Genomic DNA, 23,602 nt, shown 5'->3' on the forward strand with positions numbered 1-23,602 from the left:
CTGGAGGGGGACGGGGACGGCCGGCGTCCGCCGGGGTGACGAGCAGCGCGTTGACGAGCAGCGCGGTGGCGGTGGCCGGGCAGGGCGCCGGGGCCTCGGATCGGTGGGCGTGGGCGGTGTCCCGGTGCGCGACGGCGAGGCGGTGCCGGCTTCAGGTGCGGTCTGCCGCGACGGGTGGCCGGCGTGGCCGCGCTTCGTGCAGCAGCGGGTGGACCGGGTCGTCCACCCTGATCGTGCCGCCGCGGACCACCTCGGCCCGTAGTCCACCGCGGTGCAGCAGGCCGCGGATCAGGCCGGGCCGAACCAACTGTTCGAGGCGGGCGCAGGGTTCGCTGAGTCTGAGGCCGCGCAGGATCACGGTGCCGACCTGGAACTCCTGGTCCACCAGCGGGTTCAGCCTGATGTCGCGGCAGACCAGGTTGCGGCGGCATTCGGCGGGAGTGAGGGTGATGCCGTACTCGCGGGCCAGGGCGTCGAGGGCCTCGGTCTCGATGAGGGTGACGTCGCAGACTCCGGATGCCCGTCCGGTCCCCCGGCGCCGGGGCCGGGGCCCCTGACCCGCCCAGTAGTTGCGGTCCCCCGCGAGGCCGCGGCCGGTCACCGCCCGGGCCTGTGCGACGCGGACGGTGGGCTCGCCGGTGTGCGCGGCGAGGTGCAGGGAGGTGACCCGGCCGGGTCCGGGAAGCGGCGAGGCCTGCGTCATGGGTGGTTCACCTCTTCAGGAAGTGGTCCGTGAGGGAGCGAAGGGTGCGGAACTGGTTCACGTCGATCTGGTCGAGGCGCAGTTCCCGGCCGATCACGTCTTCCAGCAGCAGGATGAACTCCATGAAGGCGAGCGAGTCGATCAGCCGGTTCTCGATCAGATCGAGGTCCTCCGGGATCTCTTCGACGGTGGGGTTGCGTTCGCGCAGCCAGTCGACGACCGGCTTGATCGCATCGTCCATGGTCACCTCTCCTGGATCCGGTGCGGCTCTTCGGACCTGTTGGTGTGTGCTGCGGTGGTGGCGTTCGGGGCGCCTTCCGCGATCTGCCGCCCGGCCTCGTACTCCCGGCGGATCCGGGCGACGACGGCGGCGGCCGGGTGCGCAGTGGTGACGCGGGTGCAGGATCGGCCGCAGTACATGGCCATCTCCTCGATGCGGCCGGTGGTGGCGTCGCCCGGCGCCGCCGCGCTGTAGCGCGGAACCGGGTGGTTCCGGCCGTCCACCCGCGTGGTGGCTATGAAGGTGGCCGGGGCACGGTCCGTGGTGGTGGTGAGGGGGTTGCGCAGGACGCGGTGCGGGCGGCGTGGCCAGCCGATGTCGAAGAGGGAGGTGATGAGGGTGTCCTCGGCTGCCGCTTCGATCACTCGTCGCTTGAACTCGGGGTGCGCGGTGGATTCTTCGGCCGGCACGAAGAGGGTTCCGGCCATGGCGCCGTCCGCGCCTCGGGCCACGGCGTCGGCGAGGTCCGTTCCGGTGGCGATCCCGCCCGCGACGGCCAGCACCGCCCGGGGATGGCGGGCCCGGACCGTGGCCAGCAGGCGGTCCACGGGATCCCGGCCCAGCAGATGACCGCCGGCCTCGGTGCCTTGGAGGACCAGAGCGGCCGCGCCCTGTCCGAGGGCGGTCCCGGCGTCCGCGAGGGTGCCGGTCTGGACCACCAGCGGGTGTCCGGAGGCCTGCACGGCCCGTACCGCTTCGGTGCCGAGGAGCCCGAAGGCGGTGACGAAGCCGCCCCCTGGCAGTTCGGGCAGGACGGCGCGCAACTGGTCCAGACAGCGGGCCGGGCCGGTGACCTCGGGGACCACGTTCACCCCGAACGGGCGGTCGGTGGCCGCCGCCACCTCCCGGACCAGCCGGGCGGCCCGCGCGGGCGGTTCCTTGTACAGCGCGAGGGTGCCGCCCGCTCCGGCCCGGGACACTGCTGCGCACAGAGCGGGGCCGGCGACGGCTCCCATGCCGGCCTGCAGCAGTGGCAGTTCGAGCCCGAGCAGGGCGTCCAGCCGGGTCACGAGCGCTCCCCCGCCTGCCGTACCGCCCGGTGTGCGGCGGCCAGGTCACCGTCGAAGCGGTCGCCGAGGGCATGCACCCAGCGTTCCAGGCCGAAGGCGACGCAGCCGGTGAAGGCCGGGCTGCCCGCGTGGCGGATGGTGCGGCGTTCGCCGAAGAAGTTGCGGTGGTTGTTGGTGGAGGCGACGGCGGTCCCGTCGGAGTGCAGGTACTCGTCTTTGACCGGGGCGAGCAGCTGCATCACGGTGCGGGCCCCGTCCTTCTGGAAGAACGGGTCGGTGGCGGGCCGCCGGTCCAGGGTGAGACCGAGAGCCGCGCCGAAGGCGAGGATCCGCTGCCGGTACCGGTCGAGATGGGCGCGTACGTCCTCGGCGGAGCCGACGCACACGATCTCGCGCATGGTGAACCCCCAGAGTCTGCGCAGCCCTTCGTGGTGGTCCTCCCTGCGGAAGCACTGCGCGACGGTGGTGATCAGGACCGGGTCGTCCGCGCTGGTGCCGGTGAGATGCAGGAAACAGCCGTAGCAGGCCGCGGAGGGCAGCAGATGGGTGGCGTCGGCCAGATCGGCCGCAGGCAGCGCGGTGGCTCCGGAGCGGTCCGCGGCGAGGGCGTCCAGCCGGTCGGCGCGGATCCGGGTGACGGGGCTGCCCAGGTGCGGAAAGTTCCGGAAGTAGTCGAGGGTGCGCAGGTCGTCGGCGCGCAGCAGCGGCGGGTAGCTCTGCTGCCGGGCTCCGGCCTCGGCACCCCAGCGGGTGAACACCTCGTCGAGTGCGGCCTTCAGCAGGACGGCGGGTTCGTCGAAGGTGGCCAGGCCGTCCCGGACCGACCAGGTGGTCCCGGTGTTCCCCGGGACCGTGGGGTCAGTGACGGGCATCGAACACCCCGATCCGGTGCAGGAAGTCGGTGGTCTTGTGGAGGACCTTGGCGTGGGCGGCCTGCCGGGCGGGGTGGGCGAGCAGCCGTCGGCGCAGCGCGAAGCCGTCCGTGAGGCCGGCGTCCCGGTAGACGGCCGGATTGTAGAAGGACTCCATGCTGGTGGTGAGGTAGCGGCCCAGGTAGTCGCGCAGGTCGAGCCGGTCCGCCTCGTTCAGGCCCCGGTCGAGGAGCCGCTGCCACAGCAGTTGCACCAGGCGGCAGCCGAACGCGATGTGGCGTGACTCGTCCTGGTGGTGGAGCCGGTTGATGTGCCGGACGGTCGGGTGCAGACGCTGGTCTGCGGCCAGGTGGACGTTGTAGTGGTCCACGATCTGCTCGAAGATCAGGATCCGCGCGAAGACCAGGAAGTTCTCGATGTCCTGGGCACGGGGTGCCTCGGGCAGCTTGACCGTTCTGTCGGGATAGATCTTGTCGGCGTACTTGAGGCAGAAGGTGGCGAAGAACCACATGTGGTCGTTCTCCTCACCTATGAAGTGGTGGAAGAACTCGGAGGGCAGCTCGAAGCCGGACGTGTGGACGCGCCGGGTGACTTCGATGAGCAGTTCGCGGATGCCGTGCACGTTGAGGCTGTAGAAGTTGACGCTCTCCCACCGGCCCAGGGCCCGGAGCTGGGCGGGACTCAGTTCGTCCGTCAGCCCGGTGCCGTGGACGGAGAGCAGTTCGGGGGACATCCAGAGCCCGTCGGCGGGGATCTCGGGAGGCCAGTCGAAAGTGGTGAACGGGTTGTAGTAGTCCGCGGTTGCCTTGTCCGACAGCCGGTCGAGCAGCGCGCGGAACTCGGTGTCGTCCCCGGTGGTGGGGCCGTCCGGACCGGTGGGCGGTGTGTTCACGGAGGGCACGGTCATCACTGCCTCCATCGCACGGCCGACAGCAGGGCCTGGTGGAGTTCGGGCGTGGACGCCGCCACGCAGGACCGCTGGTTGGTGACGCTCAGGTCGGTCAGAACGGTTTCGCCGAGCGGCTGTCCGTAGCCGTCGGTGATGACCGCCCCGGCCCGCTCGGCGAGGAAGACGGCCGCCGCGATGTCGTACGGGAACAGGTGCAGGACCCGGCCGTTGCCGGCGCGTTCGAACTCGGGCAGCAGCGCCGGGTCGTCGCGCAGCAGCCGGTTGCCGATGTCCACGTAGGCGTCGAGCTGGCCGGTGAGCAGCCGGGAGATGGACCAGGTGGCGCTGTTGAAGACGAACACACCGCCGGTGTTGGCCGAACGGTCGATGAGATGACCGTAGGCCTCGGTCATCAGCCGGGCCGGGTGGCCGTTGAACTCCAGCGACCAGAACATCCGCGCGAGATCGGTGGTGCGGGTCAGCGCCGGGACGGCGCGGTCGTACCCGTGCGCGGTGATGCCGGGCGTCGTCAGGTCCCCGTAGAGGTGGGCGCCCGTGCGCAGTTCCATCAGCAGCGCGTACTCGACGTCGGCGATGCGGGGCCGCGGTGCCATGCGGGCGACGGCGACCGAGACGGTCGCCGACTCAAGGCCGGCGACGGCGGGCCGTGTCCCGTCGATGGGATCGACGACCAGCAGGTGTGCCGGGTCCTCGCCGTGGTACTGGAGGCCGCGGTCCTCGGAGTAGACGGCCACGGGCAGGTCGTGGTCGACGACGTACTTCCACACGGCCGCCTCGGCGACCTCGTCGAGACCGAACTGCGCGTCGCCGCCCGGTGAATGGCCCCGCACCAGGCGGCTGCCGGACGAGTGCTGAGCGGCCAGTACGGCCTCCCGGACGGCGCCGGCGAGGCCGGTCACGTAGTTCCGCACGGCTGCGGCCTCCGGAGGGCTGTCGTGCTCGGGTCCGGTCATGCGGCGGCCTCCGCCGCGAAGAGGGCGTCGAGCCGGTCGCAGAGCAGGTCGGCCTCGGCGCGGGTGAGGATGAGCGGTGGCCGGATCTTGATCACGTTGCCTCGGCCGTACCTGGAGGTACGCAGGATCAGGCCGTGTTCCATGCCGCGGCGGGCCAGGGCCTGGGCCCGCTCGCTGTGCGGGCGGCCCTCGTCGTCGCCGATCTCCATCCCGATCATCAGGCCGAGGCCGCGCACGTCCACGACGGCGGGGTGCCGGGCGGCCAGCGCGCGGAGCCGGTCCATGATGTGTGCGCCCACCTCCCGTACGTTCTCCAGGAAACCGGGGCGCCCGATCACGTCGAGGGTCACCGCCGCGGCGGCAGCGGCGAGGACATTGCCGCCGTAGGTGAAGGAGTGGTGGTCGCTGCTGAGCCCGGACATCCGCTCGTCGGCGACGATCGCCGCGACCTGGGCGCCGGAGCCGCCGAGGCCCTTGGCGGTGGTCAGGATGTCGGGCCGGACCCCGTAGTGCTCGGCGGCGAACATCCGGCCGACCCGGCCGATACCGGTCTGGATCTCGTCGAAGACGAGGACGATGCCCCGTTCGTCGCACAGGGCGCGCAGCGCGGGCAGGTAGCCGTCGGGCGGCACGATGTTGCCGCCGCTGCCGGAGACCGGCTCGACGACCACGCAGGCGACACTGCCGGAGCTGGCATGGTCCAGGAAGTCGTGGATGCGTTCCACGCAGAGCATGCCGCAGCTGTCGGGGCCGGCCTGGCGGTAGAAACAGCGCAGGCAGTACGGGTCCGGGACCTGGAGCACGCCGGGCATGAGGTGCGGGAACGGTGCCTTGCGGAAGGACTCGCCCGACATGGTGGTCGTCATCATGGTCTGGCCGTGATGACTGCGGAACAGGGTGATGACGTCGCGGCGTCCGGTGGCGAACTGCGCCATCTTGACCGCGCCCTCATTGGCGGTGGAACCGCCCGACACCTTGAGGTGCACCTTGGTCAGGTTCGGCGGGGTGACCTCGACCAGACGCCGGACCAGTTCGTTGACGGGTGCGGTCTGGAAGGTCGAGGTGGTGTGCACCAGCCGCTCGGTTTGGTCGCGCATGGCCTTGACCACTTCGGGGTGGCCGTATCCGAGGCTCAGGTTGAAGGTGCCGGACGCGCAGTCGAGGTACTCGTTGCCCTCGCTGTCGTACAGGTGGATGCCCTCGCCGTGATCCATCTCGAATGCGCTGACCGGGTAGTACAGGTGGTTCTGTGCGTAGCTCAGGGCTTCACCGCGGACGTCGCTCCGGGCACCGCTCCGGGCATCTGTCTGCGTGTCGTGCCGGGCGCGCATGAGGTCGGCCATGTGTCTCCTGTCGACTTCCGTCCCGCGGAATCACGGACGACGGACACCGATATCTCCGGGCGGTGAAATAAAGGGTTCCCTCCGGAATTCGGGGACCAGAATTCATACGTCCAGAACGAAGGTGAAAGCGGCATCCCAGCCTTCGGATGTCTCGCGTACATCCATCAGGCATTCTGGCCGAAAATACTTGTCCAGATGGTTTCGGCGTTCGCCGGGAAAGTAGAGCATCGTGGTCAATACGGCCCCGCCGGGCGGCTGCACCTTCACATGAACGTGCCGCGTCCGTCCCGGGTACACGGCGGGCAGCACCGTCTCCAGCCGCCACCGCCCCTCGGCGTCCGCGAACTGGTGGCCACGCAGTCCGAAGCCGTCGCCGTCATAGACTCCGGCGTCCCCGACCTGCCAGAAGTCGAGCAGGGTACCGCCGATCGGACTGCCGTCAAGGGTGCGCACGGCACCGTGCAACAGCAGTGGGGTACCCCCGTCGACATCACCCCGGAAGCTGGCCCTCAAGGGGGTGTCGGGCTTGTAGTACGGCCCTTCACGCAGGGCGGGCGTGGGCGGCGTCCCGTTGCAGCGAACGGTCGGCGTGAGCGTCTTCACGGCATCTTTCGGACTTCCGCTCGCCATTGCAGAATTCTCCCTTGATCAAGGGTATTCCGGGTTCGATCCAGGCAGACTAACCGACGTTTCCGACGTTGAGAAGAAGGCCGCGTGTCACCTCTCCGCCATTTATAGGACTCTTATCGCCAAGGCTTTCGCCATCGGCACGGACAGCAGTTGGCTTTCGGGAATGGAGCGGCGCACGAGCCGCATGGGAAAGGTGGGAGAGGCGGGACAGGCGGAGAAGACGGGATGCAGGACGTACGGTTGCGGCGCGCGCTGGTCCGGCCGCGACCGGTCCCGGCCTGCTACCGGCTTCCGTCAGTGCCGGCATGTGCCGGCCGGTCGGCAGCGGTTGTGTGCAGGGCGGTGCGCACGCGGGTGAAGTAGGCCGGGTCGGGCGGTGCGGTCAGGATGTCCGCGAGGGCGAAGAGGTCCAGTGTCCGGCTGAGTTGTCGCCAGTGCCCGGGCAGCCGGCCGTTCCCGCCCCGGAATCCCTGGAGGAAGCCCGTGGTGAAGGCGGGCGGGTACTCGTGGGCGAACCGCAGCATGTTCCCGACGTCGAAGAGCGGGGAGCCGCTGAAGGCGAGTTCCCAGTCGAGCACGGCGGCCACCGTCCACTGCCCGGCCCGCCGTTCGACCAGGACGTTCTTCGGGTTGAAGTCACAGTGCACCAGGCTTCGTTCACCGGAAACGGCGGCCAGTGCCCCGGGCCCCCGGCGGGCCAGTGCCCGCAGCACGCCCGCGTCCGTGCCGCTCAGCGGACCGTCCCCGGCCGCGGTGGCCAGACAACGGTCGACGAAGCCCGGCAGGTCTCCCAGCGGCACCGCATCCTCCGGGGCCGGGGCCAGCGACGCGTCACCGAAGGCGCCCGGGCGGGGCAGTCTGACCCGCCCGATCCGCGCCAGCACCGCGCCGACGGCCTGCCCCAGGCTCCGCGCTTCACCGCTCACCGGGCCGTCCGCGAGCACCTGGCTGAGCGGGATCCCGTCCACGAACCGGTAGAGCAGGGTGGGGCGGCCGGTGGCACGGCCGTGCGGATCGGAGGCGACCACCGCGGTCACCGGGACGGAGCGGGCCGCCGCCCGGCCGAGGACGGCGACCTCCACCGCACAGGTGTTGCGCGGGACCCGGCTGCCGCTCGGCCGGTAGCGGCGCAGTACGTACCGCTCCGGACCCGGCGCGTCGGCGTGCTGGGCCGTGAGCAGGGCCATGTCATTGGTGAACCCGCCGGGCAGCGGGTCCACCTCGTGCAGCCGGGCCCCGGGCAGGGCGTGCCGGGTCAGCCAGGTGTGGGTGGCCGGGTCGAGGAGGCCGGCCCGGTCGGGGCTCGTCACACCGGCCAGCCTGCCCGGCCAGGGGCCGTCCTCATGCATCCGGTCCCTCCGACGGCTCAGTTCCGGTCTGCGGCCGTGCTGCGGCGGCGGCTCGGGCCGCCAGGACCAGTCCACCCGCCGGTCCGGCGAGCCGGCCGAGCCTCGCCGGGACCACGAAGTCCTCGGCCGCGTGCTCGGGGAGCCCGGGGTAACCGGCCAGTGTCGCGGTCAGTTCGGCGCGGAGCAGCGGGAACAGCCCGGGGAGTTCGGTGATGCCACCGCCGATCACGATCCGCTGAGGTGCGACCGTGTAGACGATGTTGCGCAGCCCTGCGGCCAGGTAGGCCGCCTCCAGCCGCAGCGCCTCGTGCAGTGTGTCGCCGGTCAGTTCTTCGGCCGGGCTCCCCCAGCGGATGCTCATCGCCTCGCCGCCCGCAAGGCCCTCCCAGCAGTCCTCGTGGAAGGGGCAGGAGCCGCGGAAGGCGTCACCCGCGATCCGGGGTACGGCGAGGTGGCCCATCTCCGTGTGGATCAGGCCGCTGACCACCTTGCCGCCGATCACCGCGCCGCCGCCGATACCGGTGCCGACGGTGAGGTAGACGTAGGTGTCCAGGCCGCGCGCCGCGCCCCAGCGGCCCTCGCCGAGGGCCGCGCCGTTGACGTCGGTGTCGATGCCCACCGGCACACCGAGCGCGGCGGCCACCGGACCGGCCACGTCCACACCGGTCCAGCCGGGTTTGGGGGTGGCGGCGAGGTGGCCGAACTTCGCGTGGCCCGGGCGCAGTTCGAGGGGCCCGAAGGAGGCGATGCCGATCGCGTCCAGCGGACCGGTCGCGGCGGCCGTCTCCTGGAAAAAGGCGATGGCGCGGGCCAGGGTGGGGCCCGGTTCGCCGGTCGGGAAGCGGGTCTCGGCCTCGATCCGGTCGGGGGCCGAGCCGACCAGGCAGACGAACTTGGTCCCGCCGGACTCGATCGACCCGAGCCGCTGAGCGCTCACGCGTCCACCGGCCAGCCGTCGGCGCCGACCGGGCCGGAGTGCGAGCGGATGACGACCTTGAGCGCGTCGTAACCCGCCGGCCGTCCGGTGCCGCCGCCGTCCCGGGTGAGCCCGCCGAGGGCGGTGAACGCATCACCGTAGCGTTCGAGCGGGAACTCGTGTGTCACCAGCCGCTCCAGGACCGGTCCGGTGCCGGTGCCGGGCCGTTCGGGGCCGCCGAGTTCGACGGCCAGGTCCACGGCGACCGGAAAGATGTCGGCCCGGTAGTCCCCGGCACCGATCAGTCGGATGCCCCGGTTGGTGAGCTGGAGCGGGCGCAGCGGCACGGTGTAGGAGTCGTCGAAGCCCATCACCACCACCCGGCCACCGTCGTCGATCAACCGCAGCGCCGCGTCCAGGCCGGTGCCCGTGGTGTCGAAGACGACGGAGGGACGCTCGCCGCCCGCGGCCTTCACCACGGCTTCGGCCGGATCCGTCCCGGCCACGTCCACCACATGGGCGAACTGTTCGCGGGCCAGCTCAAGTCGGTACCCGTCCGGCTCGGCGACGGTGACCCGGCGCGCCCGGCGGGCGGCGACCAGTGCGGTCAGCATCCCGATCGGGCCCGCGCCGAGCACCACCACGGTGTCGTCGAAGGTGAGGGAAGCGGCCCCCACGTTGCTCAGTACGCAGGCGAGCGGTTCGATCAGGACCGCGCTGCGGAAGGGCAGCCCGGCGGGAACACGTTCGACGAATCGTTCCGGCAGGGTCACGGTTTCCGCGTACGTGCCGTCGCGGTCCACGCCGACCTCGGTTCCGGCCTTGTGGCGGCAGAAGTTGGTCGCTCCCCGGCGGCACGGGACGCACCAGCCGCAGTACAGCGTGGGGTTGACCACCACCCGGTCCCCCACCGCGACCGAACGCACCTGGGGGCCGGTCTCCCGCACCACGCCCACCGCCTCGTGCCCGAGCACCACGCCCGGCCGGGCCGGGAACCGACCGAGCAGGATCTTGCGGTCCGTTCCGCAGACCCCCGTACCGACGACCTCCACCACGACATCGTCATCGTTCACGAGCCGACCGGCGGGCCGGTCCTGCAGTTCGGCGGAGCCTGGACCGAGATAGACGAGAGCGCGCACGAAACCTCCCCATCGGTGTGTGGGGGGCGACGCTAGCCCAGCCCGACGCGGCTGGGTACAACGCCTCTGAGCCACTTCTCGACCGGGCCCGTCCTGGCGGCGGTCCCGCGGGCTCCGGGACGGCCGAAGTGCCGGTCTGCGTGCTGGCTGGTCAGCGCCTCCTGCCGGCCCGTACGGAGCCGGGATCAGGTCGTACGTGTCCATGCGCTGCTTCAGTCCGAGATTCGGCGGTGGCGGACAGCTGACGACACGAACACATTCCTCCTGCCCGGCCCTCCCCCGTCGTCGGCCGAAGAAGTCGGGCGTCACGGGCTGAAATCCTCGCAGGAGGGGCAGGCGCCACATCCACCGCCGGTCACACCCCCGTGCCCGCTGAGTGCCGCGCCGCCGTCGGCCAAGTCGTCGCCGGCCGAGTCGTCCCCTTCCTCGATCCGCCGACCGAGGAAGCGGACGAAGCCCCGGTGCTGCGCAGCGTCGGGACGGCACCCGGCCGGGGAGCTGCGACGGCAGGGAACCGGCTCGGGCGCTGTCGGGCGGCGGGTTCTCGCAGCGTTTCGTTCAGGGCCGACAGGTCACCGGAACGCGTTCAGCCCGGTGAGCCCGATGGAGAGATCCCAGAGCCGGGATGCCGCGTCGGGGTCGATGGCCCATGGCTTGACTCCGCCGATGAGCATGTCGTCGGTGGCAGCCGGTTCCGCGATGTCGCAGTCCTGGCAGTAGGCACCTCCGTGGCCTTCGAGCAGAGGAGACGTTGCCGCCCATACGGCTGTCGCCGCACCCTGCTCCGGGGTTTTGAATCCGTCGGCCGGCTCGCCGTCCGGGGTCATCCAGCCTTGCGCGAGCCATTCCTGACGAGGAATGTGACGCTGCAACGGCGTGAGGATGCTGCCGGGGTGCACCGCGAAGGCACTCAGGCCCCCGTCCGCACCCGCGGCCACTCGTGTCGCAGCAGCCCGAAGACCAACTCGTCGACGCGCTGCCCGGCCCGGTGGATGCTTTCGCGCATGACCCCCTCACGCACGAAGCCCACGCCCTCCAGCAGTCGCACCGAGCGCGGGTTGTCGGCGAAGACCTCTGCCGTGATCCGGTCCAGGTGGAGCACATCGAAGGCGTGCTCGACCGCGCGTGCCACCGCCTGATGCCCGTAGCCGAGCCCCCACAGTTCCTTCTCACCGATGACGATGCCCAGCCGGCACCGACGGTGGGCTCGCTCGATGAGCGCAAGGTGAAGGAACCCGATGGGCTCCGCACGGCCGACGAGGCCGATCGCGAGATGGACGGTTTCCTCGCTCGGGCGCATCCACCGCTCAAGCGTCACGGCGACCTGCTCACGAGTGAAGACGAGTGTCTCGTCGTCGCTGAGCCGCTGGATCTCGACGTCGTTCTTCCAGCGCAGCAGCGGTTCGAGGCTCGCCTCGGTGTGCGGCCGCAACTCGACGACGTCTTCGGTCGCCGGGGATGCCGGACTCTCGTTCATGGGGCTTGTCTCTCCCTCACCAGTTCATGGACGCACCGCATCGCGATCTCGGCGGCCGCTCGGTGGGCGGGACCTGGCAGCCCCTGTCCCGTCCGGCGTTCACCTTCCTGCCCCACAGAACCGCAGAACCCCCCAGTCGCAGAACCGCAGAGCCGCCGGGACGGTATTCTCGTCCACCACCCCGACCGGACGGCCCGACTTCGACGTGTCACTCCGGCCGGTGTTCCGGGCCCCCGAACTCCGGAGTGGTGAAGTCGGGGCCGGTGAACGTCCGGCGGGACGTGGCGGCTGGGCCGTCTTCCGGGCTGGAGAAGCCCGGCCTGCTGTAGCCGAGTGTCTGGATGCGGCCGGCCGGGCGGTGCCCAGTGCGTTCCGGGGGTAGGGCTCCGGGGTCGGCGAGGGCGTCCCGCAGAAAGGGCAGGATGCCGCGTTCCAGCAACGCATGCCGCCATGCCTCCCTGGCGCGTGCCACGTCCTCCGGCAGTTCTTCGCCGCGCTCGTCGGCCACCGGCGATGTCGAGCCGTTTCGCAGTGCCGTGGTGAGAAGACCGACAACGCAGAAGACAATGGCGACCGCGGTGAACGCCGCGAAGGCCCAGCCCGTAATGATCATGGAATCCGCGAACGGCGGCGGTGGATCGAGCAGCTTCAGGATGTGGCCCACCAGCAGAAGGAGCGCCGCGCCGCTGCCTGCCATCAATGGCGCCAGAACGGCGATGACGACAAGCACGCCGGGTCCGGAGGCCGCCTCGGCCGGCTGCGGTGCCGCCGTGTCACGTCTGACCGGCCGTGCACGTGCACGGGCTCGCGCCCTGGCCGCCGCTGGAGCTTCCGGGCGTACCCGTAGGCCGAGCAGCGCTGCCAGCAGACGACGGCCGAAGGACATCCCGGTCCACCGATGCGGAACGACACCATCGCCGACCGGTCGGCCGCCCCATCGTGCGGCACCCAGGACAGCGGCATCGAACCGGCGCTTCAGCGTTGCCGGGCCACGGTGACCGGTAGCCGTCGAGCCGGGTCCGGATCCAGGCACGGCGGACACGGCGCGGGCAGGCACGGAGCCGGTGGACGGATACGTGTGCACCGGGCCACGCAGTTCACGGGCCCGCACGTAGTGCTCGTACTCGGCGGCCGCAGCCGCGGTGATGAGAGCGGTGGCATTCAGCGCCATGGAGCGCAACTGCTCGGCATTGAGCCGCTCGCCGACCGCCGCCAGGTCCGGTCGTTCATGGGCGTGACGCAGCGCCTCGTCGAGAAGTCGCTCGTACTCGGGCCGGTCCTCGTTCAGCAGGTTCCGGGCACTGTTCAAAGTCCCTCCTCCCCGATCGGGGGCCCCTGCCGCCATGATGGCGCGCCCTGGCCGTCGAGCCCAGGACCCGAGCCTTCGGTCGAGTCGGAGGAGAAGCGGGTGTCTCGGGCACGCGTGGTGTCTCGGGCACGCGTGGTGTCCGGGAGTTGCCCCCGGTCCGCGGAGAGTTCGTCGGATGCGGGCTCTTGGGTACGCGCATCCGCGACTGCGGCTGGTCGCCTCGGCGAGGCCGCCGGTCGCATGGTTGACGGGGGCCCGCCTGCCTGAGCGGAGGGCCCGACCGCTTCCGCGGAGGGCGCGGGCCGTTGCGGCCGTCGGGGTGGCCGTACGGACGGCGAGGCCGCGGTCACGGCACTCGGGGCTTGCGTGGCGTCGGAGCCGACTGCATCGGCGCCGGCAGGCTCAGTGGAGGGGGTACCGGCACCTGCGGCGTCGGCGGGCTGCCGTTCGCCCGTCACCAGCTGGTTCACCGTCTCGATGCGGCCGAGTTGGGTGAGCAGCATGGGCGCCGATATGCCGACGACGAGGGCGGCGTACCCACCGCTGATCTGTCCCGTTGTCCCGAACAGCACCGCGGCCCCGGCACCCATCAGGCTGTGTACGACGGCCGCGACGGGGTCGACGACGGGGTCGAAGTACGCCTGGAACTGCGGAGCTTGCCCCCGCTCCGCTGCCGCGGCAGTCAACTGCCTGTATGCGCGCCGGTCGTTCTGCCAGGAATCAAATCGGTTGTACAGGTCCAGCGCGCCGCGCAGTAATCCACCCGTCGCCCCCCAGCAGGATCAACGTCGGTACGTCCACGGTCTCCCCTGGGTATCGGCGCTGGCACCTGGTCGTAAGTCTCCGGCCACAGCAGCGAGCGTATGGCCGGCGACCGGCCAAAGGGAAGTGTCCAGGTCCGGGTGAGCGTACTGCGCGCCGCTGATCTCTCCGGCACGGTGGGCCGACCGCGTGGAAGAATCCCGACCCGGATCATCTGGCAGTGGCCCGGAGGACATGTTGCGGGAGTCCGAGAACGAGCATCGGCCAGAAGACCAGGTGTCGGCGACCCGGGACCTGGTGCTCGCCTTCGTCGACGCACTCGGCACTGCCCGCGCTGCGGTTCGGATGTCCGTGCCCTCATTGCACCGGCTGGCGGACCTGCTCGCGCTTGCTCGCTCGGGCGAGATCAGCCGCCGCGGCGAGGTGGGGGGCTACTCGTATGCGGTGCACGGGGCGGGTTGTCGGCCGGCGGGCCCGGACGGGATCGACATCGATGTGGACTTCACCGCGGATGGGACGGAGATCTTCGACTTCTGGCGCCTTCGCCTCTTCGGCCGGAGCCGGCCGACTCCTGTCGACCCCACGCCGAAGGACCTGCGTTCAGCGGTCGAGGCGCTGGATGACGTACTGACCGAGGTCGGGCCGGGTTGGTTCACTGTGTCGGGGACTCCGCAGGACGCGGTCGAAGGCCGAGCAGTACACAGCGATCCGGCATGACCCTCGCAACGGCCTGTCTGCCCGCTGGTCGAGGAGCACCCGGCGGGGGCGTCTCCCGCTCCACGAGCGCCACCACAAGCCGGGCCGCCCGCACCGGGTGCAGCCCTCGGACCACCCTTGGCGCCAAGCAGCGCCGGCGAATCTGCACGGGCTCGGCGCATCGTGTTCCCCACCGCTGCTGTCCTCCTGAACGAGTTCGGGGTTGCAGCCGACGTAGATCCAGAACCCGATCGCGAGGCCGATGGTGACCGGCCAGGCCAGGACACCGGTGAGGAGCAGGTGGCCCGCCCAGGTCGAACGGCTCACTCCGGGGGCGAAGGCCAGAGCGATCAGGGTGAAGGCGACGCCAGGGCAAACGGCTTCCCGAATGGCTCGATGCCGTCCGCAAGGAAGACCCGCTCGCTCCGTGAACGAGCTTCGACGCACAAAACGGATGTCACCCGGAACGGCCAGACGGCGAGAAACTGGTGCCATGCACACAGACAAGGGCGAGGTTCCACTGCCCGGAGGACGCATCACTCCGGGGGTCGTCCGTGTCGGCGACACCGTCCGCAGGCCGGTCACTGCCAGGTCATCCTTTGTCGCCGAACTGCTGAACCACCTACAACAACGCAACTTTGACGGTGCACCACGCCATCTCGGACTCGACAGCGCAGGCCGCGACACATTCACCTACCTGCCTGGTCGAGTGCCGGCCAGATTCCAGCTCTGGAAAGACGATCAGGTTGCGGCTGCCGGCGCACTTCTGCGCTCGCTGCACGAAGCCACTCGCAGCTGCCGCCTTGCCGGTACCTCTCCGGTCGTCTGCCATCACGATCCAGGCCCGAACAACGTCGTGTTCCGCCGGGGTCGCCCGGTAGCCTTCATCGACTTCGATACAGCAGCACCCGGCAACCCTCTGGAAGACCTCGGGTACATGGCCTGGACCTGGTGCATCTCCTCCAAGCCGCAAGCCCCGTCCCCCCACGCACAAGCACACCAGGCAAGGATTCTCGCCGACTCCTACAGGCTCGACACCTCGGAGCGCGGAAACCTCGTCGACGCCATCCTCGACCGCCAGCACCGCAACGCCTGCTGGTGGCACCAACATCTCGACGCTCCAGACCCGCGCGTGGCCGACCGCGGGCAGATCCTCGCCCGGATCGCCTGGTCCTGGCGGGAACACGCACACACAGCCGCCAACCGTGCTGTCTTCGCGGACGCTCTGCGCTGACTGGGATCGACCAAGGCTGGAGAACGCGAATACGTAGGGTGAATCCGTCACGGAATGCGTGCCGGAGCCCTTCCAAGGGGCAGCGTTTGGCAGCGAGTTCGGGCAGCAGAACGGTGCACGTGGCAACCGGAGTGTTCACGAAACTCAGCGGTGCTTCCCGGGATCGTTCGACGGCCGGAGGTCGCCGGGCAAGAGAGAAGAGAACCAGGTCGACTTGAGTTCCGTGCACGAAGCCGGCGTTTCGCAGGGTGCCTTCGCGGTGGAAGCCGGCCTTGCGGGCGACTGCCTGGGACGCGGCGTTCTCGGTGGCGGCTCGCAGTTCCATCCGTTGGAAGCACTGGTCGGTCAGGAGCCGGTGCGGGTCGGGCGCCGGCGACACCAAGCACTCGTTCACGGCCGACACTCAGGTGGTCGACACCCTCACCCGCTCCGGGGCATGTACGGGTTGGGCCTCGGGTTGCCGCTCCGGGCAACGGTGCGCGTTGCGCTCGGCAAGCCGACGTGCGTGCCCGGAAGCGAGCTGTGGTGCGTTTTCCGCGTCCGGCCGCGTCCCGCTTCAGCTCACGTGGAACAGCGGCCCCCGGGCCGTGAAAGGCAGCCGTCCGCCGCGGGGCAGCAGGTAGGCGTGCTCCGTCCTGATCCGCAGCACGTCGCACTCGCCGTCGGTGATGACCAGGATCGGGGCCCCCGGTGGGAAGTCGTCCGCCCGGTGCAGCAGATCGATGCCAGGCTGCAGCAGCGTGCCGCCCCGGCCGCGGACCCGCAGGCGCTGCGCGATCTCGGTGACCGGCAGGTAGCCCGCGTCGTGGGGCGCCGCGTCGCAGAACACGACCCGGGCGGCCGGAACGTCGCGCGCCACCGCGTACGAGGCGATGGCGCCGAGCCCCTTGCCGAGCAGGGTTCGGTTCATCGATGCGGAGGTGTCGAGGACGACGCCGAAGGTGCAGCGCTGCACTTCCTCGGGCGGGAAGTACCGGCCTGCCCGGGGGATGTCCGGGGTGGACGCCTGGCGGCGGGCGGGGCGGGCGAAGCTGCGGATGGGCTCCGGACTCGGCACGAACTCGTCGAACCAGCGGGCGAGTTGTGCGTCCCAGGGCAGCGGCGGCTGGGTCAGGGCACGGATCTCCTCCACCAGGCCGGCGGGCAGCACGGACCGCTCGCTCTGTCGGTGCAGGTCGAAGCCCTGGGTGAGGCCGCGCCGGTAGAACGTGTCGAGGTCGACGTAGTCCCCCGGCGGGCGGAGCGGTTCGCCGAGGATGTCCCCCGCGCCCTTGCCGCGCAAGGTGGCCAGTCGCCGGATCCGGCGCAGATCGCCCGCGATGCGGGCGTAGATCTCCTCGGCGGACAGGCCGGCGAGCTCCGGATCGTACAGCAGCCCTTCCGGCATGTCGCCGATCTGCATCTCGCGCAGCCATTGGTTGATGACGTAGTCGGCGGCGATGTTGAAGAGGTACGGGTCGCGGGCGCCGCAGCGGTCGGCGTGCCGCAGTGCGGCGTGCAGCATCTCGTGGGCGAGTACGAAGCGCCACTCCTCGTCGGTGAAACGGCGGTGCGGGTTCAGGTAGATCTCGCCCGCCGACGCGTCGACGGCGGCGACGGAAATGTTGTGGGCGCGGGCGAGTTCGGCGTCGGCGACCAGGGTCATACCGGCCGCGATGCCTCCGAGCAGCGGGTACGAGGAGACGAACCAGTTGAGCGCGTGCTCCCACGGCGGACGCCGGGTCGCGTCACCGCCGATCGACTCGCGCAGGCCGCCGGCCACGTCCATGGCCCGTGACATGGTGCGGGTCAGGGCTTGGGCGAAGGCCAGTTGCCAGTCGGGCGGGACATCGAAACCGCGCCAGGGCAGCAGGAGTTGGTCGCCCGAGCCGTCCGCCGTTCCGCAGTGGCGGTAGTCGGGCGGGATCCCGTCCCGCCGCCAGCGGGCAGCGAGCTCTTCCTCGTCCCCGCCGGGGTAGGAGACGGGCAGCTCGTCCGGTGCGCGGCCCACCGGGAAGGTCAGCAGGAAGCGGTTGACCACGGCGCAGCGCGCGGCTTGGTCGTACGGGTCGGTCTGCGTTCGCTCGCCCCGGGCGGCCGGTACGTGCCCGAAGCCGAGGTGGATGACGCAGTGTGCCAGCGCCCAGGCCCATTCGGCAGGTTCGGCGCGGCGGGTGGGGTGCGCGTGGACGGTGCCGGCGGAGTCGACGCGTGCGAAACCATGGTCGGGGGCCAGCGTGCAGCCCTTGTCCCGGCAGAAGGTGGCGCCGACGACCGCCAGCGCCGGATTGGCCCGCAGCAGGACGAGTCCGGCCTCGAACGACTCGGCCGCGTGGTCCGGTCTGGCCGCCGCACGACGGCCGCGGGGGTGGCTCATCGCCGTGCCTCGACCAGGCGCGGCATGTCGCGCGCCGCCTCCACCAGGAACCAGGCGGGCAGCACGGGCTGACCGTCCGCGTCGTCCGCGATGACCGTCTGGGCGACTTCCACCGAGATCTCGGCAAGTTGCACGAGCAGGGACTTGGCGCGGTACGCGGTCCGCCGCCCCGCGGCGCCGACGTGTTCCTTGGAGGCGGGCAACTCCTTGACCAGGCGCCCGCGGAAGGAGTCGGCCAGATAATAGAGCAGGTCCCGGTCCTCCAGCCGGCGCGGCCAGGAGGCGTCGCCCTTGATAATGGCCTCGATGCCGTACTCGTTCCGGACGATCTTGGCGTAGCCGCAGAAGGAAACGGCATGCGCGGGCGTGAGCGTGCCATGCGCGACGATCTTCAAGGTGTCTTCGTCGAGAGCAGCGCCGAAGGAGTGCAGGGCGTCGGACAGCATGTGCCACGAACGCGGTGTGGAGAACGGCTCCTCGGTGCGGGGCGGCTTGGACCACAGGTGGTCGGGCCGGTCGGTCAGGTAGTCGGTGATCCACGGGTGGATGCCGTTGCCGACGGCCCACGTCAGCCAGTCGGTGGCCGAGGCCTCCAGGTGGATGTGAGTGAGTCGGTTCACCAGGGCCGAGGCCATGGGTCTGGCCAGGGCGTTGTCGGTGGCCCGGTTTCCGGCGCCGATCACCAGGGAGCCCGCGGGCAGTTCGTATCCGCCGATTCTGCGGTCCAGGATCAGCGAGTAGAAGGCCTTCTGTACGTCTGGGGTCGCCGCGTTGAGTTCGTCGAGGAAGAGGCAGTACGGCTCGTCGCGGGCGATGGACTCGGGCGGGCAGAACACCGACCGCCCGTCGCGGATCTGCGGGACGCCGATCAGGTCCTCGGGGGCGAGCTGCGTACCGATCAGGCTGACGCATTCGAGTCCGAGCGAGTCCGCGAAGGCGCGCACCAGCGACGACTTGCCGATGCCGGGTGCTCCCCAGATGAACACCGGCCGCACCGTGGCGAGTCCGAGCAGCAGCTCGGGGATTCGGGCGGGGGTGACGGACACGGCAGCCTGCAAGGCTCGGCTCCTCGGGGCGGGACGGCACAAATGGCGGAAGGTGTGACGGAACGAACGACCGCGCGCCACCACCTGCGAAGGCGCCCGGGCGATCCAGTGTGCGCGAGCAGAGGGGGCGACGCAGCTTCTTTTCGGCTGCGCAGCACCTGGTGGACCTGCTCCGCGCCCACCGGTCCGTTGTCTCCTGGACCGGGTCGGAGAGACCGTCGCGATCTGTGGTCCGGAGCTGACCCGTCAGGCCCTGGCGGGACGACTGTCCCTGCGACAGGCAGCCTGTCGTGGGAACGCCGGCGGGACGCGGCGGGCGACGGCCTCTTTCCCATCCGCCGTGTCGAGTGCGACAGGTACGGTGCCGTCTCCGGTTCGAGTGGTTCCGGCGATGTCCCGCCGTGCGAGGATCTCCCGATGCCCCCACCTCTGGATGTCGCCGATCCCCCATCCGCCGAAATCGAGGCACTGCTCACGGCCTCCGTCGGCGTCCCGACCACCGTCGAGCGCATCGAACCGCTGCACCATCCCTGGGTGCTGCGCGCCCACCTGGCGGAGGCGACCGGACTCCCCGGGACGGTCGTTGTGAAGTGTCTCCGCCCCGAGGGGTACGGCCTCCGCTCCGCCGAGGAGCTGGCGCGGTGCGAGCACGCCGCGCTCGCCCTCATCGCCGACGACCTCCGCCTCGATCTCGCACCAGGCCTGCACGCCGCTTCACCGGACTCCCGGCTGCTCGTGCTGGAGGACCTGCACCCGCGCAGTGAACTGGCCGAACTGCTGCACCGGGACGGTCACACCCCGGCTCTGGACGCCGAGCTGACCGCCTTCGCGTCCTCGCTGGGCGAGCTGGCCGCCGCATCCGCCGGCCGTGGCGCGCTGTTCAATGCCCGCCGCACGGCGCTGGGCACCGGCACTGACCGGTTGGGCGACTGGGAACACGCTCACACCGGCCTCTGGCGTATCGGGCTCGTCCAGGCCGCCGCATTCGGCGTCCCGCTGCCCGCCGCTGCGGAGCGCGATCTGGAGGCGGCCGTGGCCGAACTGGCAGAGCCCGGCCCATTCCTGGCCCTGACCAACGGCGACTCCGAGGCACACAACTTCCTGACCGGGCCGGGCGGCGGCAAGCTGATCGACTTCGAAGGGGCGGGCTTCCGCCATGCCCTCACTGCCGCGACCGGTTTCACGGTCCCCGGTCCGGACTGGTTGGGAGTATCGGGGCCGGCTCAGGTCGAGGCGTTCCGCCGAGCCCTCGCCCGGACGGTCCCCGAGGCCGAGGACGACCACCGGTTCGGATTCGGCCTGGCTGCGGCTTCCATGGTGTGGGTGATGACGCGCACCGGCCGGCTCAAGACGCTGGACACACGCAGCCCGGGCAACAGCTCCCGCATCCAGATGGTGGCCCTGCTGGAATCCGGAGCCCGCACCGCCGAGACACACCGGGTACTCCCCCACCTGACGGCCTGGTGCCGGTCCACGGCCGACCTGCTGCGCCGCCGCTGGCCCGACACCGACGTCGACGCTGCCGCCGTCGCCCCCTACACCTGGCGTGAACGGTAGGGCGGCAGCTGGGCGGTCGCCGCCGTGGAGGTGCCGGAGGCACCGGCTCGGGCAGCCCGGTCCCGACCACGGGCGGAAGGCCCTGGGCCTCGTGTGTTGTGTCGGGCGGAGGGTCGGACCGGCATGTACCGACGTCAGGATTCGGCAGCGGACAGGTGCCGAACCAACTCGGTGGCCAGTCGTCGCATGACCGTACGGTTGGCACGCCGCATCGTGGCCCGGACGACGGGCGCCAATAGGCGTTCGGAGAGCGGGGCGCGCACCCAGGTGTACGTGAACGCCACGTGGCTTCCGCCGGTCCGCAGCGGTTCGACGGTGTAGGTGCCGTGAGCCAGCCGTCGGCCGCCCGCACTGACGTTCCGCTCGACGATGCACCGCGGCGGATCGGCCTTGACGACCTCGATGGTGACGTCGGTCTTCTTGCCACCCAGCGTGGCCGTGACCGAGGCGCACGATCCGATGCCACGGTCGGGGCCGCTGTAGCTCCATCCGGTCAGGTAGTGGTTGGTGAATCGCTCGTGGTGAGCCATGACATCGAGGAAGTCGTAGACCTGCTCGGGCGTCTGCGGTACGTCGATCGATACGGAGACTGACCTCATGTACCACACGGTACACAGGGCATGTACCAATTGGTACACTCATGACGTGGTGGAAATGGACGGCTCGCACACCGAGGACAGGTCGGCGCCCGGCACCGACGAGGACCGGCGCTCTCAACTGGTGAACGCGGCTGTCGACCACGTCGCGGCACACGGCTTCGCAGACCTGAGCCTGCGCGGGCTGGGTGCCGCGATCGGTGTCAGCCACCGCATGCTGATCCACTACTTCGGTTCGAAGGAAGCGCTGCTCGTCGAGATCGTCCGGACGTCGGAGCAGCGCCAGCGAGATCTGTTGGGCCGGCTCCGCCTGGAACCCGGTCTTTCGCCCTCCGACACGGCGAGGCTCCTATGGCGACAGCTGACGGATCCTCGGCTGGCGGGTCAGGAGCGGCTGTTCTTCGAAATCTGCGGACACGCGCTGCGGGGCCGCCCCGAGGCCGCCCTGGTCCTGGACGGGTTCGTGGACGGCTGGCTGGAGCCGCTCATGGCCGCCGAGGTCGCCGCGGGCAAGGACCCTGCCGTTGCCCGGAACCGCGCCAGGCTGGGGCTCGCCACCGTCCGCGGTCTGCTGCTCGATCTGCTCGCCACCGGTGACCGCGTCGGCGTCGACGCGGCGATGGAGGAGTTCTTCCGGCTGTACTACGGCTCGGAGTGACGCCGTCACCGGTCGGACCGAACGAGGGGTGCGGCGCACACCGCGAGCGACAGCGCCCGGTTCCCCGTGATTCTTCTCGCCCCAGTGAGCCGTATGGTGCAGCCCATGGAATCGTTGATCGCTGCCGTACGCGAACAGGCCGAGGCTGCCAGTTTCCTCGCGTGGCCGGGTGACTTCGACCTGGACCGAGGCGACCATGTCGAAGAAGTGCACCTGGCCTCGGGAGCCGCGCTTGAGGGTTTCGCCGGCGACGGCGCCGGGGGCACGTACTTCTTCTGCGGTGAAGGTGGGGAGGACCGCCCCATCCTCTATGCCGACTCCGAAGGAAATGCGGCTCTGGTTGCGATCGGCCTGCCCGAACTCCTGCGGCTGCTGCTGGTCGCCCCTTGGTGGCGTGACTGCCGAGCGTTCACGGACGAGGAGAGTCACGAACTCGCGGCCGAGTACTTGGAGGACATGCCAGATCTCGTGGCCCAAAGGGACCGTGCCGCGGCAGCCCTGGGCCTGGACTTGTCGGACCAGGCAGACGTCCTGGCCCGCTTGCGGGAGGTAGCGGTTCGAATGGGAGAGAACTTCGTCCTCGTCATCACACCGGAGGGCCACTCCTACGAGCCTCTCATCAGGAACTGAGACGTCCCGCCGCAGCACGCACGCACCGTCCCGAGCGACAGGCGTCAGCCCACGGCGAGGCGGGACAGAAGCGGGCCGCGGTCTTCAGGTCGATGCTGGAGAGTTCGTCGTCCCCCACCAGGGTTGTGCATCGAAAGCACTGGTCGCCGGCGCGACACCGCCAACAGACAGCCCAAAATCGGATGCGGCTTTCACTCGGTCATGCTGGGATCAATCACCATGAATGATCACTTCCTCGATGAAGCCGAGTTGATGGACAGGATGGAACGGAACCTGGCGGAACATGCCTGTCACCTGCACCGGGGTATGAGCGGTGCGAGCGTCACGGATGCGGGTGACCTCCTGGTCGCCGACAGCGGCCTGGACGACGACACGTTCAACATCGTTGCTGCGGCCCGCTTCACCGCCGCCACCGCCCCCGCACGTATCGCCGGGACCGCTCGGGCGCTGACCCGCACCGGCCGTCGTTTCTCCTGGTGGGTTGGGCCCGCCTCGACACCGCTGGACCTCACCACCCGACTGACGGCGGCCGGTCTGCCGGTGTCCGAACGCGAGACGGCGATGTGGGCCGAACTGGACGACACCCTGCCACCGCCTGCCGCCCAGGGTCTGGAGATCCAGCAGGTGGCCACGCCCGAGCAGCTCGCCGACTACGCCACAATTCTTGCCGCGAACTGGGACCCGCCCGCAGACACCGTCCGCCGCTTCTTCGCCCAGGCCGCCCCTCAGGCCCTGGCAGCGCAGTGCCCGGCCCGGTATCTGGTCGGCTACGTGGGGAACCGCCCAGTCTGCTCCGCCGAAGTGTTTCACCACGCGGGAGTCGCCGGCATCTACAACATTGCCACCCTGGCCGCCCACCGTCGACGCGGCTACGGCGGCGCCATCACACTCGCGGCACTCCGCACCGCCCGAGACCGGGACCAGCGCATCGCGGTCCTGCAGGCGTCAGCCGACGGCGAGCCCGTCTACCGTCGCCTGGGGTTCCGCCCCTGTGGCCAGTTCACCGAACACGCCGTCAGCCCCTGAACCGACCCAAGCTCCACAGCCCGGTTCCTTGCGCCCGGGGCACCAGGAGAACCTGGCGCCCCGGGCACCCAACAGGCCGGGCCGGAACTCCGTGGCTGGTGTGTCGTCGGTGGCCGGCAGGATGCCCCGACATCAGAAGCAGGGCCCACG

At 70.5% G+C, this 23,602-nt stretch carries 22 protein-coding genes and 1 pseudogene; 6 read left to right on the plus strand and 17 right to left on the minus strand.

Translation table 11 applies throughout. The features are described 5' to 3' along the window. Positions 1 to 151 precede the first annotated feature (151 nt). The 14 genes and pseudogenes from AADR41_RS04135 to AADR41_RS42785 all read right to left on the minus strand — a co-directional run bounded on the left by AADR41_RS04135 (position 152) and on the right by AADR41_RS42785 (position 12,891). Positions 152 to 703: an MOSC domain-containing protein gene (locus AADR41_RS04135; RefSeq protein ID WP_342279991.1), complete on the minus strand. Its 552-nt coding sequence runs from the start codon at positions 701 to 703 to the stop codon at positions 152 to 154. Positions 704 to 710: 7 nt separating this feature from the next. Then, positions 711 to 944: an acyl carrier protein gene (locus AADR41_RS04140; RefSeq protein WP_342279992.1), complete on the minus strand. Its 234-nt coding sequence runs from the start codon at positions 942 to 944 to the stop codon at positions 711 to 713. A 2-nt stretch (positions 945 to 946) separates the two neighbouring features. Beyond that, positions 947 to 1,993, minus strand: coding sequence for an NAD(P)H-dependent flavin oxidoreductase (locus tag AADR41_RS04145; RefSeq protein WP_342279993.1), 1,047 nt, complete (start codon positions 1,991 to 1,993; stop codon positions 947 to 949). Next, positions 1,990 to 2,865 carry a hypothetical protein gene (locus AADR41_RS04150; protein ID WP_342279994.1) on the minus strand — a complete coding sequence of 292 codons (876 nt, stop codon included), beginning with the start codon at positions 2,863 to 2,865 and terminating at the stop codon, positions 1,990 to 1,992. Before AADR41_RS04150 ends, AADR41_RS04145 begins: the two co-directional genes overlap by 4 nt. Continuing rightward, positions 2,852 to 3,772, minus strand: coding sequence for a diiron oxygenase (locus AADR41_RS04155; RefSeq protein WP_342279995.1), 921 nt, complete (start codon positions 3,770 to 3,772; stop codon positions 2,852 to 2,854). Before AADR41_RS04155 ends, AADR41_RS04150 begins: the two co-directional genes overlap by 14 nt. Beyond that, the gene (locus AADR41_RS04160) at positions 3,772 to 4,728 is read right to left on the minus strand and encodes an inositol monophosphatase family protein (protein WP_342279996.1); all 957 of its coding nucleotides are present in this window, start codon (positions 4,726 to 4,728) and stop codon (positions 3,772 to 3,774) included. Before AADR41_RS04160 ends, AADR41_RS04155 begins: the two co-directional genes overlap by 1 nt. Continuing rightward, positions 4,725 to 6,071, minus strand: a complete 1,347-nt coding sequence (locus AADR41_RS04165; protein WP_342279997.1) for an aspartate aminotransferase family protein — start codon at positions 6,069 to 6,071, stop codon at positions 4,725 to 4,727. The genes AADR41_RS04160 and AADR41_RS04165 overlap by 4 nt, the downstream gene beginning before the upstream one ends. A gap of 102 nt (positions 6,072 to 6,173) precedes the next feature. Further along, positions 6,174 to 6,674, minus strand: coding sequence for a dioxygenase family protein (locus AADR41_RS04170; protein WP_342279998.1), 501 nt, complete (start codon positions 6,672 to 6,674; stop codon positions 6,174 to 6,176). A 308-nt stretch (positions 6,675 to 6,982) separates the two neighbouring features. After that, entirely contained in the window at positions 6,983 to 8,050 is a 1,068-nt protein-coding gene (locus tag AADR41_RS04175) for a phosphotransferase (protein WP_342279999.1), read from the minus strand. After that, on the minus strand, positions 8,043 to 8,987 hold the full coding sequence (locus tag AADR41_RS04180; RefSeq protein ID WP_342280000.1) for an ROK family protein: 945 nt from the start codon (positions 8,985 to 8,987) through the stop codon (positions 8,043 to 8,045). Before AADR41_RS04180 ends, AADR41_RS04175 begins: the two co-directional genes overlap by 8 nt. Beyond that, entirely contained in the window at positions 8,984 to 10,039 is a 1,056-nt protein-coding gene (locus AADR41_RS04185; protein WP_342280001.1) for a zinc-dependent alcohol dehydrogenase, read from the minus strand. Before AADR41_RS04185 ends, AADR41_RS04180 begins: the two co-directional genes overlap by 4 nt. 638 nt (positions 10,040 to 10,677) lie before the next feature. After that, positions 10,678 to 11,034: pseudogene (locus AADR41_RS04190) on the minus strand (oxidoreductase); the annotation flags it as partial. Next, positions 11,016 to 11,582, minus strand: coding sequence for a GNAT family N-acetyltransferase (locus tag AADR41_RS04195; RefSeq protein WP_342280002.1), 567 nt, complete (start codon positions 11,580 to 11,582; stop codon positions 11,016 to 11,018). The gene AADR41_RS04195 and the pseudogene AADR41_RS04190, both read right to left, overlap by 19 nt. Positions 11,583 to 11,790: 208 nt before the next feature. Further along, positions 11,791 to 12,891: a hypothetical protein gene (locus AADR41_RS42785; protein ID WP_446750974.1), complete on the minus strand. Its 1,101-nt coding sequence runs from the start codon at positions 12,889 to 12,891 to the stop codon at positions 11,791 to 11,793. Positions 12,892 to 13,950: 1,059 nt separating this feature from the next. Here AADR41_RS42785 and AADR41_RS04210 point away from each other — a divergent pair. Both AADR41_RS04210 and AADR41_RS04215 read left to right on the plus strand, forming a co-directional pair. Further along, on the plus strand, positions 13,951 to 14,370 hold the full coding sequence (locus AADR41_RS04210; protein WP_342280003.1) for a DUF6896 domain-containing protein: 420 nt from the start codon (positions 13,951 to 13,953) through the stop codon (positions 14,368 to 14,370). Positions 14,371 to 14,842: 472 nt separating this feature from the next. Beyond that, positions 14,843 to 15,583: an aminoglycoside phosphotransferase family protein gene (locus AADR41_RS04215; protein WP_342280004.1), complete on the plus strand. Its 741-nt coding sequence runs from the start codon at positions 14,843 to 14,845 to the stop codon at positions 15,581 to 15,583. A 556-nt stretch (positions 15,584 to 16,139) separates the two neighbouring features. Here AADR41_RS04215 and AADR41_RS04220 read toward each other — a convergent pair. Both AADR41_RS04220 and AADR41_RS04225 read right to left on the minus strand, forming a co-directional pair. After that, positions 16,140 to 17,939, minus strand: coding sequence for a vWA domain-containing protein (locus tag AADR41_RS04220; RefSeq protein WP_342280005.1), 1,800 nt, complete (start codon positions 17,937 to 17,939; stop codon positions 16,140 to 16,142). Continuing rightward, complete coding sequence (locus AADR41_RS04225) at positions 17,936 to 18,997, minus strand: MoxR family ATPase (protein WP_342280006.1); 1,062 nt, start codon at positions 18,995 to 18,997, stop codon at positions 17,936 to 17,938. Before AADR41_RS04225 ends, AADR41_RS04220 begins: the two co-directional genes overlap by 4 nt. A 405-nt stretch (positions 18,998 to 19,402) precedes the next feature. Between AADR41_RS04225 and AADR41_RS04230 the strand changes: the two genes are divergently transcribed. Then, the gene (locus tag AADR41_RS04230) at positions 19,403 to 20,542 is read left to right on the plus strand and encodes a hypothetical protein (RefSeq protein WP_342280007.1); all 1,140 of its coding nucleotides are present in this window, start codon (positions 19,403 to 19,405) and stop codon (positions 20,540 to 20,542) included. Between the two features lie 134 nt (positions 20,543 to 20,676). On the opposite strand, the gene AADR41_RS04235 is transcribed toward AADR41_RS04230, so the two are convergent. Then, a complete protein-coding gene (locus tag AADR41_RS04235; RefSeq protein WP_342280008.1) occupies positions 20,677 to 21,141 on the minus strand; it encodes an SRPBCC family protein in 465 nt (154 codons plus the stop codon). Positions 21,142 to 21,196: 55 nt separating this feature from the next. Between AADR41_RS04235 and AADR41_RS04240 the strand changes: the two genes are divergently transcribed. From AADR41_RS04240 to AADR41_RS04250, 3 genes are all read left to right on the plus strand, one after another. Further along, positions 21,197 to 21,796, plus strand: a complete 600-nt coding sequence (locus AADR41_RS04240; protein ID WP_342280091.1) for a TetR/AcrR family transcriptional regulator — start codon at positions 21,197 to 21,199, stop codon at positions 21,794 to 21,796. A 105-nt stretch (positions 21,797 to 21,901) separates the two neighbouring features. Then, entirely contained in the window at positions 21,902 to 22,426 is a 525-nt protein-coding gene (locus tag AADR41_RS04245) for a hypothetical protein (RefSeq protein ID WP_342280009.1), read from the plus strand. Positions 22,427 to 22,687: 261 nt separating this feature from the next. After that, positions 22,688 to 23,452: a GNAT family N-acetyltransferase gene (locus AADR41_RS04250; protein WP_342280092.1), complete on the plus strand. Its 765-nt coding sequence runs from the start codon at positions 22,688 to 22,690 to the stop codon at positions 23,450 to 23,452. Positions 23,453 to 23,602 lie beyond the last annotated feature (150 nt).

The organism is Streptomyces sp. CLV115, from assembly GCF_038448545.1.
Taxonomy (GTDB): domain Bacteria; phylum Actinomycetota; class Actinomycetes; order Streptomycetales; family Streptomycetaceae; genus Streptomyces; species Streptomyces sanglieri.